At 66.9% G+C, this 16397-nt stretch carries 15 protein-coding genes, 1 other RNA gene and 1 pseudogene; 9 read left to right on the forward strand and 8 right to left on the reverse strand.

Annotated elements, in window-relative coordinates; all coding sequences use genetic code 11:
- Nucleotides 1-87: 87 nt before the first annotated feature.
- Nucleotides 88-519, reverse strand: a complete 432-nt coding sequence (gene msrB, locus AC1DEZ_RS06540) for a peptide-methionine (R)-S-oxide reductase MsrB (RefSeq protein WP_476779353.1) — start codon at nucleotides 517-519, stop codon at nucleotides 88-90.
- 204 nt (nucleotides 520-723) lie between these two features.
- Between msrB and AC1DEZ_RS06545 the strand changes: the two genes are divergently transcribed.
- Together AC1DEZ_RS06545 and AC1DEZ_RS06550 are read left to right on the forward strand one after the other, a co-directional pair.
- On the forward strand, nucleotides 724-1989 hold the full coding sequence (locus tag AC1DEZ_RS06545) for a BtaA family protein (RefSeq protein WP_476779109.1): 1266 nt from the start codon (nucleotides 724-726) through the stop codon (nucleotides 1987-1989).
- On the forward strand, nucleotides 1986-2657 hold the full coding sequence (locus AC1DEZ_RS06550) for a class I SAM-dependent methyltransferase (RefSeq protein WP_476779110.1): 672 nt from the start codon (nucleotides 1986-1988) through the stop codon (nucleotides 2655-2657). Before AC1DEZ_RS06545 ends, AC1DEZ_RS06550 begins: the two co-directional genes overlap by 4 nt.
- Nucleotides 2658-2751: 94 nt before the next feature.
- On the opposite strand, the gene AC1DEZ_RS06555 is transcribed toward AC1DEZ_RS06550, so the two are convergent.
- Nucleotides 2752-3318 carry a thioesterase family protein gene (locus AC1DEZ_RS06555; protein WP_476779111.1) on the reverse strand — a complete coding sequence of 189 codons (567 nt, stop codon included), beginning with the start codon at nucleotides 3316-3318 and terminating at the stop codon, nucleotides 2752-2754.
- Nucleotides 3319-3522: 204 nt separating this feature from the next.
- Here AC1DEZ_RS06555 and AC1DEZ_RS06560 point away from each other — a divergent pair, with 204 nt between their 5' ends.
- Together AC1DEZ_RS06560 and AC1DEZ_RS06565 are read left to right on the forward strand one after the other, a co-directional pair.
- Complete coding sequence (locus tag AC1DEZ_RS06560; RefSeq protein WP_476779112.1) at nucleotides 3523-4962, forward strand: FAD-binding oxidoreductase; 1440 nt, start codon at nucleotides 3523-3525, stop codon at nucleotides 4960-4962.
- Between the two features lie 136 nt (nucleotides 4963-5098).
- The gene (locus AC1DEZ_RS06565) at nucleotides 5099-8680 is read left to right on the forward strand and encodes an AsmA family protein (protein WP_476779113.1); all 3582 of its coding nucleotides are present in this window, start codon (nucleotides 5099-5101) and stop codon (nucleotides 8678-8680) included.
- A 58-nt stretch (nucleotides 8681-8738) separates the two neighbouring features.
- Here the strand turns inward: AC1DEZ_RS06565 and AC1DEZ_RS06570 are convergent, their stop codons facing one another.
- The 6 genes and pseudogenes from AC1DEZ_RS06570 to AC1DEZ_RS06595 form a co-directional block, all read right to left on the reverse strand.
- Entirely contained in the window at nucleotides 8739-8981 is a 243-nt protein-coding gene (locus tag AC1DEZ_RS06570) for a ribbon-helix-helix domain-containing protein (RefSeq protein ID WP_476779114.1), read from the reverse strand.
- A 125-nt stretch (nucleotides 8982-9106) separates the two neighbouring features.
- Nucleotides 9107-9280 (reverse strand): annotated as a pseudogene (locus AC1DEZ_RS06575) (DUF4169 family protein); the annotation flags it as partial.
- Nucleotides 9281-9293: 13 nt separating this feature from the next.
- On the reverse strand, nucleotides 9294-10688 hold the full coding sequence (gene fumC / locus AC1DEZ_RS06580; RefSeq protein ID WP_476779115.1) for a class II fumarate hydratase: 1395 nt from the start codon (nucleotides 10686-10688) through the stop codon (nucleotides 9294-9296).
- 10 nt (nucleotides 10689-10698) lie between these two features.
- Nucleotides 10699-11274: an SspB family protein gene (locus tag AC1DEZ_RS06585; protein ID WP_476779116.1), complete on the reverse strand. Its 576-nt coding sequence runs from the start codon at nucleotides 11272-11274 to the stop codon at nucleotides 10699-10701.
- Between the two features lie 56 nt (nucleotides 11275-11330).
- Nucleotides 11331-11686, reverse strand: a transfer-messenger RNA (tmRNA) gene (gene ssrA, locus AC1DEZ_RS06590).
- Nucleotides 11687-11724: 38 nt separating this feature from the next.
- Entirely contained in the window at nucleotides 11725-11982 is a 258-nt protein-coding gene (locus tag AC1DEZ_RS06595; RefSeq protein ID WP_476779117.1) for a hypothetical protein, read from the reverse strand.
- 349 nt (nucleotides 11983-12331) lie between these two features.
- On the opposite strand from AC1DEZ_RS06595, the gene AC1DEZ_RS06600 reads away from it, so the two are divergent.
- The 5 genes from AC1DEZ_RS06600 (at nucleotide 12332) to hflC (ending at nucleotide 16393) form a co-directional block, all read left to right on the forward strand.
- A complete protein-coding gene (locus AC1DEZ_RS06600; RefSeq protein WP_476779118.1) occupies nucleotides 12332-13141 on the forward strand; it encodes a thymidylate synthase in 810 nt (269 codons plus the stop codon).
- The gene (locus AC1DEZ_RS06605) at nucleotides 13138-13620 is read left to right on the forward strand and encodes an N-acetyltransferase family protein (RefSeq protein WP_476779119.1); all 483 of its coding nucleotides are present in this window, start codon (nucleotides 13138-13140) and stop codon (nucleotides 13618-13620) included. The genes AC1DEZ_RS06600 and AC1DEZ_RS06605 overlap by 4 nt, the downstream gene beginning before the upstream one ends.
- Before the next feature lie 3 nt (nucleotides 13621-13623).
- Nucleotides 13624-14139, forward strand: a complete 516-nt coding sequence (locus AC1DEZ_RS06610) for a dihydrofolate reductase (protein ID WP_476779120.1) — start codon at nucleotides 13624-13626, stop codon at nucleotides 14137-14139.
- A gap of 152 nt (nucleotides 14140-14291) precedes the next feature.
- Nucleotides 14292-15452 carry an FtsH protease activity modulator HflK gene (hflK, locus tag AC1DEZ_RS06615; RefSeq protein ID WP_441513792.1) on the forward strand — a complete coding sequence of 387 codons (1161 nt, stop codon included), beginning with the start codon at nucleotides 14292-14294 and terminating at the stop codon, nucleotides 15450-15452.
- A complete protein-coding gene (gene hflC / locus AC1DEZ_RS06620; RefSeq protein ID WP_441513791.1) occupies nucleotides 15449-16393 on the forward strand; it encodes a protease modulator HflC in 945 nt (314 codons plus the stop codon). The genes hflK and hflC overlap by 4 nt, the downstream gene beginning before the upstream one ends.
- Nucleotides 16394-16397: the final 4 nt, after the last annotated feature.

A 16397-nucleotide genomic window follows, 5' to 3' on the forward strand; every position in this document is an offset into this window, starting at 1 on the left:
GGCGTCATGCCCGGGCTTGACCCGGGCATCTCTTTATCGCCTTTCCGTCGTGAGATGCTCGGGGCAAGCCCGAGCATCACGGCGGGATCAAGCCGCTTCCGGCTCGAAATTCATCGCCACGCCGTTAATGCAGTAGCGCAGGCCGGTGGGCGGCGGGCCGTCGGGGAAGACGTGGCCGAGATGGCCGCCGCAATTGGCGCAATGCGCCTCGACACGGTGCATGCCGTAGCTGAAATCCTCCGAGGCGCCGACGGCGCCCTCCAGCGGCTGGTCGAAACTCGGCCAGCCCGTGCCGCTCTCGAACTTCTTGCCCGACTTGAACAGCTTCTGGCCGCAGCCGGCGCAGGAGAAGGTGCCGGCGCGCTTCTCGTAGTTGAGTGCGCAAGAACCCGCACGCTCCGTGCCGTGGCCACGCAGGACCTGATACTGCTCCGGCGTCAGCCGCTCGCGCCACTGCGCGTCGGTCAGCTGGAAGGGGAAAGTCTCGTCCTGCTTCTTCGGCTCGCCGAACATGCTCATCAGACCCATTGCGATCTCCTTGTCAGCGGGGTGGCGGGGCGCCTCATCGGCTTTCGTGCCGCCAATATGGCGTCTCAGGCGCCGGATTTCAGCCCCACAGATTACCGGCGGTTTCACGACGCCGCGGCAAGGGCCGAGGCTCCGTCACCGGACCGTCACGCGACTCCTCTAGCAGGCCCGCCACCCGCAAAGGGAGGAAAACCGGTGACGCAACAGGCGACGCAAACGGCGCGCGCGGCCCGCCGCATGACGAGCTCGGGCCTGGGACTGGCCGTCCGGCGCAGCAAGACGCTGTCCAAAGCGGGCATGCTGGAATGGCTGTTCGCCCGCGCCTTCTCCGGACTGGTCTATCCGCAGATCTGGGAAGACCCGGTGGTCGACATGGCGGCGCTGCAGCTCAAGGCCGAGGACCATGTCGTGGCGATCGCGTCGGGCTCCTGCAACATCCTTTCCTATCTCACGGCCGCGCCGATCCGTGTCAGCGCTGTCGATCTCAACGSCGCSCAYATCGCGCTCGGCCGGCTGAAGCTCGCGGCTCTGGCGCGGTTGGAGCGGCAGGAGGACTTCCTGCGCTTCTTCGGCCAGGCAAATGCGCGCGAGAATGTCGGCGTCTACGATCGCGAGATCGCTGATCATCTCGACGCCGTCTCGCGCGGCTACTGGGAGGGGCTGGGCCTCAATGGACGGCGCCGGATCAACCTCTTCGCCAAGGGCTTCTATCGCTACGGCCTGCTCGGCCGCTTCATCGGCACGGGCCATGTGCTGGCGCGGGCGCTGGGCGGCAATCCGCTGACGATGCTGGCAGCGCGTGACCTAGCCGAACAGCGGGCGCTCTACGAGCAGCATCTCGCGCCGGTGTTCGAGCGCAAGCTGGTGCGGTGGCTGGTGCGCCAGCCGGCCTCGCTCTATGGGCTCGGCATCCCGCCGGCGCAGTACAAGGCGCTGGCGGCCGATGGCGAGGAGGGCATTCTCGGCGCGCTGAAGCTGCGGCTGGAGCGTCTGGCCTGCGATTTCGATCTGAAGGACAACTACTTCGCCCAGCAGGCTTTCGGCCGACGCTATGGCGAGGGGGCCGACGCGGCGTTTCCGCCCTATCTGCAGCCGCAATATTTCGCGGCGGTGAAGGAGCGCGCTGCGAACGTCTCCTATCACCAGAGCGCGGTCACCGCCTTGCTGGAGCAGCAGCCGGCCGAGAGTTGCGATGCCTATGTGCTGCTCGATGCGCAGGATTGGATGAACGACGCCGATCTGACGGCGCTGTGGTCGCAGATCACGCGCACCGCCCGGCCGGGCGCGCGGGTGATCTTCCGSACGGCSGCCGAYGAGCGGCTGCTGCCCGGCCGGATACCCGCTGCGATCCTCGACCAGTGGCATTACGAGGAGGAGCGCAGCCGCGATCTCTGCCGGCAGGACCGCTCGGCGATCTATGGCGGCTTCCACCTCTATGTGCTGAAGGGGCAGGTCCGGTGAGCGCCGCCGAGGCGCCGGGCGGCTCGCCCGCCGGGTTGATGGACCGGATCTATCGGCATCAGCGGCACATCTACGACGCCAGCCGGAAGTTCTATCTGCTCGGCCGTGACCAGCTGATCGATGGGTTGCAGCCGCCTCCCGGCGCCACCGTCCTGGAGATCGGCTGCGGCACCGGGCGCAACCTCATCCAGATCGCGCGGCGCTACCCGTCCAGCGCCTGCTACGGGCTCGACGTCTCCAGCGAGATGCTGGCGACGGCGCGCACTGCGGTGGCGCGGGCGGAGCTGGACGATCGGATCCAGCTAGCCGAGGCTGATGCCACCGGCTTCGACCCGCAGGCACTGTTCGGCCTTCAGGGCTTCGACCGGATCGTGATCTCCTATGCGCTGTCGATGATCCCGCCCTGGCAGGGTGTCGTCGCGGAGGCGCTGCGCCGCCTCAACATGGGCGGCTCTTTGCATATCGTCGATTTCGGCGATCAGAGCGGGCTGCCGGCGAGCTTCAAGGCCGTGCTGCTGCGCTGGCTCGCCCTGTTCCATGTCACGCCACGCGAGGATCTGCCGGAGACGGTGCGGGCGCTAGCGGAAGCGGCGGGGGCCGACTGCCGGCTCGGCGCGCCGTATCGTGGCTATGCGATGCATGCGGTGGTGGGAAGGCGCGGAGCTTAGCGTCATGCTCGGGCTTGACCCGAGCACCTCCTGACAAGAAGGCGCTGGTTTCAGAGATGGTCGGGCCAAGCCCGACCATGACGGCAAAATAGTCTCAGTGCCGCGTCTCGACCTCGGGCTCGCGCACTTCCTTCGCCTCATCGACGCGGATCGCCGACTTCTTCGGCATGCCGATGATGCGACCGATCGTAGCCGGCGGCGGCATCATGCTGTGGGCTGCCTTCATCAAAGCAAGATTCGCGAGGATGTCGGCAGGGAAGGGCGTGACCCTGCGATGGACCATGTCGACGTGCAGCGACAGGTTCTCGCTGGTCGCGGCGAGCCAGCCTTCATGGGCGTGGCGCATCTCGAGATAGTAGTGCAGGCGCTTGTCGTCGAAGCTGATGAGCTGGGCGGTGACGCGGACGAGGTCGCCATCGGTCAGCTCACGCTTGTAGAGGATGTGGCATTCCGCGGTGAAGGTCGAGGCGTGGCGTGTCTCGACATAGTCCCGCGTCAGGCCGACAAGAGAGAAGACTTCGTCCACCGCACGGTCGAACAGGACATGATAGTAGGCCATGTTGAGATGGCCGTTGTAGTCGATCCATTGCGGCTCGACCCGCATCGCCGAAGAGACGAAGGGCGAGAAGAAGAGCGCCGGAGCGCGTGTATCGTGTGCCATGATCGCCCTCCCTGTCAGGCGCCTCGTTCAAGGGCCCGTCGCATTATTGCGGCTGCCCATTTCGTCGTCCCATGATCTAGTATGCATCGTTCGCAATCAGCGTCAGCACCTCGCCCCGGCCGCGATGGTCAGGATGATGTCGGACCGTAACCAATTGCGAAACCGATCTGTTCCAAGTCTAAGCGCCAAAATCGGATCTTGACAATGAGCCTGCCCGCTGCCGCCCCTCATGACAGCCCTGCCTCCGCCGCAGTGCTGCCGCCATCGCCCGATGCCATTGCAGCCGTGACCCAGGCGCTGGCCGCGCGCTTCGGAAACCGGCTCGTCATCAGCCTCGCGGTGCGCCAGCAGCACGGCCATACCCTGACCTGGATACCCAATCAGCCGCCGGATGCGGTGATTTTCCCGCAAAACACGGAAGAGGTTTCCGAGATCGTGAAGCTCTGCGCGGCGCATGGCGTGCCGGTCATTGCCTTCGGCACCGGCACCTCGCTGGAGGGGCATGTCAACGCGCCCTTCGGTGGCGTCTGCATCGACATGTCGCAGATGAAGCGCATCATCGCCGTGCACGCCGAGGATCTCGACGTGGTGGTCGAGGCCGGCGTCACCCGCAAGGAGCTCAACGAGCATCTGCGCGACCAGGGCCTGATGTTCCCGATCGATCCGGGCGCCGATGCCTCGATCGGCGGCATGGCCGCGACGCGCGCTTCCGGCACCAATGCGGTCCGCTACGGCACGATGAAGGACAATGTGCTGGCGCTGAAGGCGGTGATGGCCGATGGCTCGATCGTCAAGACCTCGACGCGCGCCCGCAAGACCTCGGCCGGCTACGATCTCACCCGCCTGCTCGTCGGCTCGGAAGGCACGCTCGGCATCATCACCGAGGTCACGCTAAAGCTGCATGGCATCCCCGAGGCGATCGCCGCCGGCGTCTGCCCCTTCCCCTCGGTGAAGGCCGCCTGCGATGCGACGATCCTGACCATCCAGACCGGCTTGCCGGTGGCGCGCATCGAGCTGCTCGACGACGTGATGATCCGCGGCGTCAACCTGCATGCCAAGCTCGGCCTGCCGGAGACGACGATGCTCTTCGTCGAGTTCCACGGAACGGAAGCGGGCGTTGCCGAGCAGTCCCAGCGCTTCGGCGAGATCGCGGCGGAATATGGCGGCGGGCCCTTCGAATGGGCGACCAAGGCGGAGGACCGCTCCAAGCTCTGGCAGGCGCGCCATGACGCCTATTGGGCGGCGAAGGCGCTGCGGCCCGGCTTCGACTCGGTCGCGACCGATGTCTGCGTGCCGATCTCGCAGCTGGCCGAATGCGTCGAGGAGACCAAGCGCGACATCGAGGCCTCCGGGCTGATCGCGCCGATCGCGGGCCATGTCGGCGACGGCAATTTCCACACGCAACCGCTGGTCGATCTTAACGACAAGGCCGAGGTCGAGCGGGCCCAGACCTTCATCGACCGGCTGGTGAAGCGTGCGCTGGCCATGGGCGGAACCTGCACGGGTGAACACGGTGTCGGCCAGAAGAAGATGAAGTATCTCGAGCAGGAGCACGGGGCGGAGGCACTCGCGGTAATGCGGACGCTGAAGCGTGGGCTCGATCCGCAGAACATCCTCAATCCCGGAAAAATCGTCGTCCTGTGACATCGGCGCGGCTTGCGCTGCGGGCGCCCTTCGCGAAATGTCGCGATCCTGCCGCGACTTGCCGGCATGATCGCGGGCGGACGCCGGTTTTGGACCGGTGCCGCTACACCATGGCGACAGGGACAGAAAGCGGACGTTGCGTGAAAGCCTGACAGTTCTGGCCGGCCTGCTGGTATTGGCGCTGCTGGCGGCCCTGATTGGCCCCGGCTTCGTCGATTGGCGCGCCTATCGTCCGCAGATCGAGGCCAGGCTGAGCGAAGCGCTGGGCGTGGAGACGCAGATCGGCGGGGCGATCGGCCTGCGCCTGCTGCCCTCGCCGCGCATATCCCTCGAAAATGTGCGGATCGGCAGCGGCGACGGCACCGCCAGCGCGGCGACGGTCGAACATGCGACGGTCGAGCTGGCGCTCGCCGCCATGGCGCGCGGGGAGTTCCGGTTCTCGGAAGCCGAGATCGACGGGGCCACGGTCACGCTTTCCCTCGACGAGACCGGCGCGATCCGCCTGCCGGAGCGCACTGGCAAGGGCCTGCCGGCCGAAGCGAGCCTCGACAGGCTGCGGATCAGCCGCTCGGCCCTGATCTGGCGAGAGCCGGGCAAGCCGGCGGTCATGTTGACGCCAATCGCCGCGGAGGTTTCTGCCGTCAGCTTCGCCGGGCCCTGGCGTTTCGAAGGCGAGGTGGCGGGCACGTCCCTGCGCGTGACGACCGGCGAGCTCGAGGAGGGCGGCCGGCTGCGCGCCAAGGCCTTCCTCACCGGAGAGGATCTGCAGCTCAATTTCGACGGCTCCCTGATCCTGCCGGCGGCGCCAGGGCGGATCGCCGTCGAGCTCGACGGCGCCTTCGGCCTGTCGCCGGGCGGGGCGGTCTCGCTGTCGGGCAAGGTGAAGGGCGGTGGTCGCCAACTCGAGCTTGCGGGTCTCACGCTCGACCTCGCCGGCGGTGCGGCGAGGCTGGAGGGGGAGGGGCAATATCTGCCGGGAACCGGAGCCGGCTCTCTGGCGTTGCGGGCGCGCCGGCTCGATGCCGATGCACTGGTCGCGGCGCTGGCGGAGCGCCAGGGCTTCGAGCGGGCGCTGAGCGGTCTGCCGGGCACTCTCGACATCGGTCTCGACCTCGACCAGGTGATCTGGCGGGGCGAGGATTTTTCGACATTGGCGCTCCGCGGCCGGCTGCATGATGGCGGGCTGAACGATGCTTCGGCTTCGGTTCGCGTCGCCGGCGCGCTCATCGGGGCAAGCGGCGGTCTGGGCTCGGAGGGAGCGACGGGCCGCATCAATCTCAAGGCGGATGATGCGCGGCGCGTTGCGCTGGTGCTGGCCCGCGCCGGACTCGACCCGACCATGGCCGATTTTATCGCGGGGCTCGGACGCATCGATGCCGATGCGGTCGGCTCCTGGGCGCCGGGGCGGATCGCGTTCCAGCGGCTGCTGGTTGCGGGATCGTCCGGCGTGCGGCTCGACGCGTCGGGCGAGGCCGGATCGAACAGGCTCGCGGCCAAGGCCACGGTGAGCGGGCTAGCGCTCGATACCTTGCCGCCGGGAACGAGCCTCGGCGGCTTGTTCCGGCAGCCTGACATCGCGCTGGATCTGACACTCGCCAATGCGCGCTACCGCAATGCTCCGCCAGGCTCGGCCAGCCTCGATATCCGCCGCGAGGGCGATGTCTGGCGGCTGAGCCGCCTCTCGGTCAACGGTTTCGGCGGCGTCAACGTTACCGGAGCCGGGTCGCTGCTGGCCGAGGGCGGAGAGATTTCGGGGCGGGTCCGCGCGCCGCGCATCGAGACCCTGACGGCTTTGGCCGGGCCGCTGCTGCCGGAGGCGGCGATGCAGGCGTTGACGCGGGCAAGCGACGGGCTGGCGAGGCTCGACAGCAGCTTCCGCCTGACGCGGGCGGCTTCGGGCGAGACCGCGCTCTCGGCCGAGGGCAATGCGGCGGCCGGGAAGCTGACGATCAAGGGCCTGCTCGACCGCGCCGGAAACTGGAACAGCGCCAGTTTGGGTTTCGACCTTGCCGACCGGCGCCAAGCCTTCACGGCGCTTGGCCTGCCCGCGCCGGTGCAGGGCGGCGCCGGCCGGCTGACGCTCGACATCGACAAGGGGCGCGTGGTCGGCTCGCTGGCCGGGCCGGGTCTGTCCATCGTCGTCGAGGATGGCGCCGGCGCGGCGCAGGTCTCGCTGCAGGCCGAAGGACCGGCCCAGATTCTGGCGGAGGGGCCGGCGCGGCTGCTGCCCGACGGCGTTCTCGATGCCCATGCGCGACTGCGGCTGACGGGCGAGGCGGTCCAGCTCGACGGCATCGCAGCCAATCTCGGCGGCATCGCTGCCGGCGGCTCGCTCATCTTGCCGCGCGAGGGACGCTACAGCGGACGTTTCGCGATCCCTGCGGCGGATTTGCGCCAACTGGTCGCGACGGCGCTGGGCCCGGCGCCGGCGGCGCCCGGGTCGATCTGGTCGACGGCACGGTTCGGGCGCGTCGGCGAGCTGCCGGAGTTCGACATTGCGGTCGAGGCCGGTTCGCTCGCGGTTCTCGACGGTGCGACGATCCGCAATGCGAGCTTCGCTTTGCGGTCCGATCAGGACGGGTTGCGGGTCGAGGATATCAAGGGAGCGTTCGGCGGGGGGCAGGTCGCCGGTCGGCTCGGCCTGCGTCGCGACGGGGGGCTCGCTCAGCTCAACGGACGGTTGGCCCTGACGGCGATCGACGTCGTCGAACTGACCAAGGGCGCTATCGGCGGCAAGGCTTCGGGGCAGGTCGAGTTCGGCGGATCGGGCGAGACGCCGGCGCGCCTGATCGCTGGCCTCAGCGGGGCCGGGAACCTGTCGCTTACCGGCGCTCGCCTCGCCCGTTTCGATCCCGGCGCCTACGCCCGTATCATCGCCAATACCGGCGAGGATGCCTCCGAAAGCGATGCCTCGCGCCTGCAGGACCGGCTCGCGGAAGCGCTGGATCGCGATGCCTGGGCGCTTGGTGACATCACCTTGCCCTTCACGCTCGCAGGCGGCCTCATCCGGCTGCAGCCCTTGAGCTTCGAGCGCAACGGCTTGCGGGCGGAGGCAAGCGGGGTCGTCGATCTGCGTGCGCTCAATGCCGATCTCAGGCTCGGTCTCAAGCCAGTCGGGGCGCTGCCGAAGGGCTGGCCCGGAGATGCCCCGCAGATCGGGATCGCCTGGCGCGGACCGCTCTCCAATCTGCGGCGGGAGAGCGATGTCAGCGCCCTCTCGAACACGGTGGCGGCGCGGGCTCTGGCGCGCGAGATCGAGCGCGTCGAAGCCTTCGAGGCTGATGCGCGCGAGCGGGCGATGCATGCGCGGCGGCTGAGGGCGGAGCGCGAGATGCGCGAGAACGAGCGCAAGCTCAACGAGTTCATGAAGGCGCAGGAAGAGGCCCGCCTCGCCGAGGAAAAGCGGCAGGAGGAGGTGCGACGTGCCGAGGAGCAGCGCAGGCTAGCCGAGGAGAAGCGCGCCGAGGAACTGCGCCGCGCGGAGCAGGCGCGGACGGAGCAGGAGGCGCGCCGACGGGCGGAGCTGGAGGAGCGCGCCCGAGCCGCGGCGGAGCGGGCAGCCATGCAATCGGCTCCGCCGCCGACACAGCCACAGTCACTGTCACAACCGGGACCGCTCGTCCTCCCGGGGGCGCCCCGTTCCAGCTCTCCTGAAGGCGCGGTTCAGCAGCCGGCGCCGCCTCTCCAGATTCTGCCGGGCGCACAACCGCGCAATTGAAGCCGTGCTTCAAACCCGCCCGGGTTATTCCGGGGTTCGTTTCCGGCGGCTGAAATGATTACGGTTCTGCATCGGTTCGCTGCCCGGCGGCGAGCTGCCGGTAATGAGCGAGCGCGTGAAGCCGCAGGGCCGATGACAGGTTGAGGTCCCCCCGGCTCGAATCGACTTCGACGACGAGGGCGGAAACCGGCTGGCCTTGTAGCGCAGCGATCTCCTTCAGCGCTTCCCAGAATTCGTCTTCCAGCGAGATGCTGGTGCGGTGGCCGGCGATGCTGAGAGAGCGCTTGCGCTCCGCGCTCATGCCGGCTCCGGGTCCCTGTCGTCGCGGGAGGACTTCCGCGTTTCTCCGAAGCGCTGAAGTTCCCTAGCCCTTTGCTTTATCGCATTTTCTTCACGCGAACCGGCCTCCGCTTCGCTGGAAAATGCTCTCGTGAGCCTGTGCCCGTCGATGTGGCGGGCGGCCTTGTCGCGCTCGGCGTTGGTGAGGATGCGCTCGGCCTTGGTCCGGCCGAAGCTGATGCGGTTCTGCTCGGCCGTCTTATCCGCCTCCGCGCGCTCTTTCTGCTTGCGGGCGCGGCGGAGGTTGATGATCTCGGCCATCGTTGCGGCTCCGTCAGCGCGGGCCGAGCATCTGCTCGGGCTTGACCGTCTTATCGAAGAGATCGGCGTCGACACCGGCCTTGAGCGCTTCCTCGCGCAGCGTCGTGCCGTTGTGATGCGCGGACTTGGCGATGTTCGCGGCCTTGTCGTAGCCGATCGCCGGGGCGAGCGCCGTCACCAGCATGAGCGAGCGCGACAGCAGCTCCTTCAGCTGCGCCTCATTGGCCTCGATGCCCTCGACGCAATTGACGCGGAAGCTCTCGGCCGCATCGGCCAGCAGACGGACCGACTGCAGGAAGGCGGCAGCGATCACCGGCTTGAAGACGTTGAGCTCGAAATGGCCCTGGCTCGCGGCGAAGCCGATCGTCGCCTGGTTGCCGTGGACCTGGGTGGCGACCATGGTCAGCGCCTCGGCCTGGGTCGGGTTGACTTTGCCGGGCATGATCGAGGATCCCGGCTCGTTCTCCGGCAGGCTGATTTCGCCGAGGCCCGAACGCGGGCCCGAGCCCATCAGGCGGATGTCGTTGGCGATCTTGAACAGGTCGGACGCGAGCGCCGCCAGCGCGCCATGGGCGGCGGCGAGCGCGCCGTGGCTCGCCAGAGCCTCGAATTTGTTCTCGGCCGTGCGGAAGGGCAGGCCGGTCAGCGTCGCGACCTCCTTGGCGAAGAGCACGGCGAAATCGGGATGGGTGTTGATGCCGGTTCCGACGGCCGTGCCGCCCTGCGCCAGCGCATAGAGCCCGCCGAGCGCAGCCTCGATCCGGCCGATGCCGAGATGGATTTGCATCGCATAGCCGGAGAATTCCTGGCCGAGCGTGACGGGCGTGGCGTCCTGCAGATGGGTACGGCCGATCTTGACGAGATGCTTGAAGGCATCGGCCTTGGCGTTGAGCGCCTTTTCGAGATTGCGCAGGGCCGGGAGCAGCTTGCGGGTGATCTCGAGGACAGCCGCAATATGCATCGCGGTCGGGAAGGAATCGTTCGAGGACTGGCCGCGATTGACGTGGTCGTTGGGGTGGACCGGGCTCTTGGCGCCGAGACCGGCACCGAGCAGTTCGTTCGCGCGGTTCGCCAGCACCTCATTGGCATTCATGTTGGACTGGGTGCCCGAGCCGGTTTGCCAGATCACCAGCGGAAAATGCCCGTCGAATTTCCCGGCGAGCGCTTCGTCGGCCGCCTGGCCGATGGCGCCGGCAACGCGCTGGTCGAGCAGGCCGAGCCGAGAGTTGACGTGAGCGGCCGCCTTCTTGACCAGCACGAGGGCATGAACCAGCGGCAGCGGCATGCGCTCGCGCTCGCCGCCGATCCGGAAATTCTCCAGAGAGCGCTGCGTCTGTGCGCCCCAATACCGGTCCGCGGGCACAGCGATGGGGCCGAAGGAATCGGTTTCGGTGCGCGTCTCGGTCATGGAAGGTCCGTCAGGTCTTCTTGCGGAAGGAATCGAGGCTCACGACTTCGGCACCGCTCTTGCCGTCGTCTTCGGTTTCGTTGGCCGGTGCATCGCTGCTCTTGTCCGTGTCCTCTGCCGCCGACGCTCGCGTCTTCAGCGCTGGTACACCGGCGGGCATGGACTTGGTGGGAACGGGCGCGGGGGCCACAACCGACTCGGACTGCGGTGCGCCACTTTCCTCCGGATCCCCCTGCGTCTCGAACTTCAGGCCGAACTGCACGGAGGGGTCGAAGAAGGTCGTTATTGCATCGAATGGGATGAGAAGCCGCTCCGGCACGCCGGAGAATGACAGGCCGACCTCGAAGGCGTGGTCGCTGACGCTGAGGTCCCAGAACTGATGCTGAAGGACGATCGTCATCTCGTCGGGGTGCTTCTCGCGCAGGCGCTGCGACAAACGCACACCGGGCGCTCCCGTCCGAAAGGTGACGTAGAAATGATGCTCGCCCGGCAGCCCGTCCCGCGCAGCCTCCGTCAGGATCTTGCGGACGACGCCCTTCAGCGCTTCCTGCACCATCAGATCGTAACGAAGAACATCTTTGGACATAGGGTATGTTTTTCCGCTTGCTGCTCCGGCGGGAACAGCCGGCAGGCCAGAATGAAAGTGGAGGCTTCTGTTGCCAGGCGCCTCCGGGCCCCGCCTTACGCGGCTAAACGCAAGGGCTTTGGTTTGGGAACCAGCACCGCTTACGCGGCGACAGCAACCCGAGCATTGTTGTCGTTGGCAACTATGCTTTGGCCCGATAACGGCGGAACCATGCCGAGCAAAAGGACAACTTTTACACCCTCGTCGATCCTATTTCGCCCCCGCCAAAACCCTGAAAGATCAGGGCTTTGGTGGAGGCGCCGGGTACCGCCCCCGGGTCCGAAAGGCTTATTCCGAAATCCGTTTATCGCCATAGCCGCTCTTGCGAGTGGCACTCACGAATATAGGCGCTGCAACGGCGCGGGGAAAGAGTGCTGAGCCGATTTCGACAGGTAATGCAGCATTCGCGCCTCAATCGAGAATGCGACCATTTCTAATGTCGATGTCGAGGATCATCTCGTCGTCGTTGGCGTCGCGGCCGGCAATCTCCCAGCGGTCGTCACCCCGGGTGATCTCCTCGACATGGACGAGGCCGGCGTTCCAGGCGATGTTCCGGGCCTCGCTCTCCGAAACGGTGATTTCCGCTTCACAGGCATGGGCGGCCGGCAGTGCAAAACCATTGAGCGCGAGCGCGATCAGCAAGCCGGCTCCGGTGGTCTTCATCCACATCAACGTATCCCCACGAATCAGGCTGCGATGAGCGACCCGGATTGAGGCGGGTTTGCGGATGCGGGTATTCACAGGTGGTCGCAATGGCGTGAGTCCTCGCCCGCCTCGGCCCGCCATTGCAGGAGGCCGAGGCGGGGGCCGCGCGGAGGAGTGGTCTGCGCGACAGCATGGCTATGCCGTACGTGGAAATGCCTGCCTCCTGAGGCGCGGAACAGGCGACGACTGGTTTGCGCCATAGTTCCGGCCGTCGGCTGGCAGGAGTGCGTGCAAAGGCTGGGGATGTCTGCCGCGGCGAGGGGGGCCAAGGCGCGCCAGAGCCGCTATGTTCCTGTGCCTCCAGAGAGTCGCCATGCGCCAGTACCATGACCTGCTTCAACGTGTTCTGACCGAGGGCGTCCGCAAGGACGACCGCACCGGCACCGGCACGCTCGCCGTCTTCGGCCATCAGATGCGTTTCGACCTGTCGGAGGGGTTTCCGCTGGTCACGACCAAGAAGCTGCATCTGAAATCGATCATCCATGAGCTGATCTGGTTCCTGCGCGGCGACACCAATGTGCGCTACCTGCAGGAGAACGGCGTTACGATCTGGGACGAGTGGGCCGATGCGAATGGCGATCTCGGGCCGGTCTACGGCAGGCAATGGCGTTCCTGGGCGGCCCCGGACGGGCAGGTGATCGACCAGATGGCCTGGGTGGTGAACGAGATCCGCCGCAATCCGGATTCGCGCCGCCTCATCGTCTCGGCCTGGAACCCCGCCGACATTCCGAAGATGGCGCTGGCGCCCTGCCATTGCCTGTTCCAGTTCTTCGTCCAGCCTTCCGAAGACGGGCGCGGCAAGCTGTCCTGCCAGCTCTACCAGCGCTCGGCCGACGTCTTCCTGGGCGTGCCGTTCAACGTCGCGAGCTATGCGCTGCTGACCCATATGGTAGCGCAGGTGACCGGGCTGGGCGTCGGCGAGTTCGTCCATTCCTTCGGCGATACTCACCTCTATGTGAATCATCTCGATCAGGCCCGGCTGCAGCTTTCGCGCGAGCCGCGCGCGCTGCCGAAGCTCTCGCTCAATCCGGCCGTGACGCGGCTGGAGGATTTCCAGTTCGGGGACGTCGCGATCTCGGACTACGACCCCCACCCCTCCATCAAGGCGCCGATCGCAGTATGACTCTCAACATTCGCTCCGTCCGCCCCGGCGAGGCCGGGCTCGTGCTCGCCTTCATCAAGGAACTGGCCGAATACGAGAAATTGCTCCACGAGGTGGTCGCGACCGAGGCGGAGATCGCTGAGGCGCTGTTCGGCGCGAATCCGAAGGTCTTCTGCGACATCGCCGAATGGAATGGCGAGCCGGTCGGCTTCGCCGTCTGGTTCTATACCTATTCKACSTTCKCCGGCCGCCACGGCATCTGGCTGGAAGACCTCTACGTTCGGCCGGACCAGCGCGGGCGCGGCATCGGTAAGGGATTGATCGCGGGCTTGGCGCGTCGCTGCGTCGCGGAAGATCTGCCTCGCCTCGCCTGGTGGGTGCTGAACTGGAACGAGCCGTCGCGCGTTTTCTACCGTTCGATCGGCGCCAAGGCGCAGGACGAGTGGACGGTGAAGCGGCTGGAGGGCGAGGCGCTCAGGAGATTGGGCGCGGAGGATTGAAGCATGGAGAAGCGCCCGATCGTGCTGATCGCGGCCGTCGCCGACAATGGCGTGATCGGCGACGACAATCGCCTGATCTGGCGGCTCAAGCGAGATCTGCAGCGGTTTCGCAGCCTGACGATGGGTCGCCCCGTGCTGATGGGGCGCAAGACCTTCCTATCCATCGGCAAGCCCCTCCCGGGGCGCGAGATCATCGTGTTGACCCGCGATGAGGGCTTCGCGCCCGATGGCGTCAGAGTCGCGCATTCGCTCGACGAGGCGCTGGCGATGGGGCAGGCGGTGGCCGCGGCGAGCGATGCGGATTCCGTCACGGTCGCCGGTGGCGCCGAGGTCTATCGGCAGGCACTGCCCTTCGCGGATCGGCTGGAGCTGACGCTCGTCCATGCCAAGCCGGCGGGCGACGCGCTTTTCCCGGATTGGGAGCCTGGCGCCTTCGACGCGGGAGCAAAGGAACGTCACCACGTCGATGCCGACAACGAGTATCCTTATACCTTCGTCACCTACCGCAGGCGCGGCTGATCGCCGCTTTCCATTCACGATGAATGGCTTGCGCCGTTGACGAATCCGTGGCCCATGACCAACTCAGCCCAGCGTCTTCAGCCGAAGACGCTGACAAGCGGCCGCTATTCGCCTATGGCTCGGCCGACAGAACGGAAGGGATCGGCTCGGGGATGCCTTGGAGCAATCAGAGCGGCGGTGGCAGCGGCGGGGGTGGACCCTGGGGCCAGCGCGGAGGTAGCGGTGGCGGCGGCCCATGGGGGGGCGGCTCAGGCGGAGGCAACGGCAATCCGCCCGATCTCGAGGAAATCCTGCGGCGTAGCCAGGATCGGCTGAAGAACCTGATACCGGGCGGCAATATCGGCGGGCGCGGGCTCGTGCTCGGTCTTCTGTTGCTTGTGCTGATCTGGCTCGGATCCGGCGTATATTTCGTGCGGCCCAACGAGGTCGGCCTCAACGTCGTGTTCGGACGCTTCGTCGGCAAGACGGGCGAGGGCGCCAACTGGAACTGGCCCTATCCGATCGGCAGCGTGATCAAGCCGCAGGTGACGAACGTCATCACGACCGAGGTCGGCTTCCGCACGGTCGAATCGGTGCGCACCTCGCGCCAGACCGACGTGATCGAGGAAAGCCTGATGCTCACCGGCGATGAGAACATCGTCGACATCGATTTCATCGTGCAATGGCAGATCGATCCGGCCGCGCCCGAGAAYTAYGTCTTCAACATCCAGGATCCGCCGGGCACGGTGAAGGCCGTGGCCGAGAGCGCGATGCGCGAGATCATCGGCCGCCGCAACATTCAGCCGGTGCTGACCACCGATCGCGGTGCGATCGAGACCGAGGTGCGCCAGCTGATGCAGGAGACGCTCAACAGCTACAATGCCGGCGTGCAGATTCGCCTCGTCCAGCTCCAGAAGGTCGACCCGCCGCAGCAGGTCATCGACGCCTTCCGCGACGTCCAGGCGGCGCGCGCCGACCAGGAACGCCTGCGCAACGAGGCGCAGACCTACGCCAACCGCGTGGTGCCTGAGGCGCGCGGCCGCGCTGCCCAGCTCGTGCAGTCGGCCGAGGCCTTCAAGGAGCAGACCGTGGCGGAAGCGCGCGGCCAGGCCAGCCGTTTCAACGCGGTCTACGAACAGTACAAGAATGCTCCGGGGGTGACGCGCGAGCGGCTCTTCCTGGAGACGATGGAACGCGTGATGGGCGGGACTGACAAGATCATCCTCGACAACCCCGCCGGCGGCCAGGGCGTGGTGCCCTACCTGCCGCTCGACCAGCTCAATGCGGGCCGACAGGTCCAGGGCTCCCGTCTGCAGGGAGGGGCCAACCGATGAACGGCTCCTTCCTTCGCGCGGCCCTGCTGGTCGTCGTCGCCGCCGTCGCCGTCGTGCTTTATGCCTGCACCTTCGTGGTCTCGCAGACGCAGTCGGCTATCGTGCTCCGTCTCGGCGCCGTCCGCGCCGTCAAGACCGCGCCCGGCCTCTACTTCAAGTGGTTCGCGCCGATCGAGACGGTGACGCTGCTCGATAATCGCATCCTCGATCTCGACCTGCCGGCGCAGGAAATCATCGCCTCGGACCAGAAGCGTCTCGTGGTGGATGCCTTCTCGCGCTATCGCATCTCCGATCCGCTGCGCTTCTACCAGGCGGTCAACAACATCCCCCGTGCGAACTCGCAGCTCGCTTCGATCGTGAACGGCAATGTCCGCTCGGTGCTGGCGGAGGCGACCTTCACCGCCGTGGTGCGGACCGAGCGCTCGCGGCTGATGAACCGCATCCGCGACGACGTGAACCGTGAAGCCGCGCGCTTCGGCATGACGGTGGTCGATGTCCGGCTGCGGCGTGTCGACCTGCCGGCGGCAAACTCTGCGGCGGTGTTCCAGCGGATGCAGACGGAACGTCAGCGCGAGGCCGCGGAAGCCCGCGCGCTCGGCGGCCAGCAGTCGCAGGAGATCAAGGCGCGGGCCGACCGGGACGCCACCGTCATCGTCGCCGAGGCTCAACAGAACTCGGACGTGATCCGGGGCGAGGGCGAGGCCGAACGCAACAAGGTCTTCGCCGAAGTCTTCGGCAAGGATCCGGAGTTCTTCTCCTTCTACCGCTCGATGCAGGCCTATGAAGCCAGCATCAAGCCTGGAGATACCCGGATGGTGCTGACGCCGGATTCGCCGTTCTTCCGTTACTTCAACGGACCGAACGCGCAGCGTCAGGATAGTCAGGCCGGAGCCTCCGCGACGCCTGCTGCACCTGCCGCGCCCGCGACGGCCCGGCCCTGATCAT

It is taken from the genome of Allobosea sp. 10L422 (assembly GCF_056395345.1).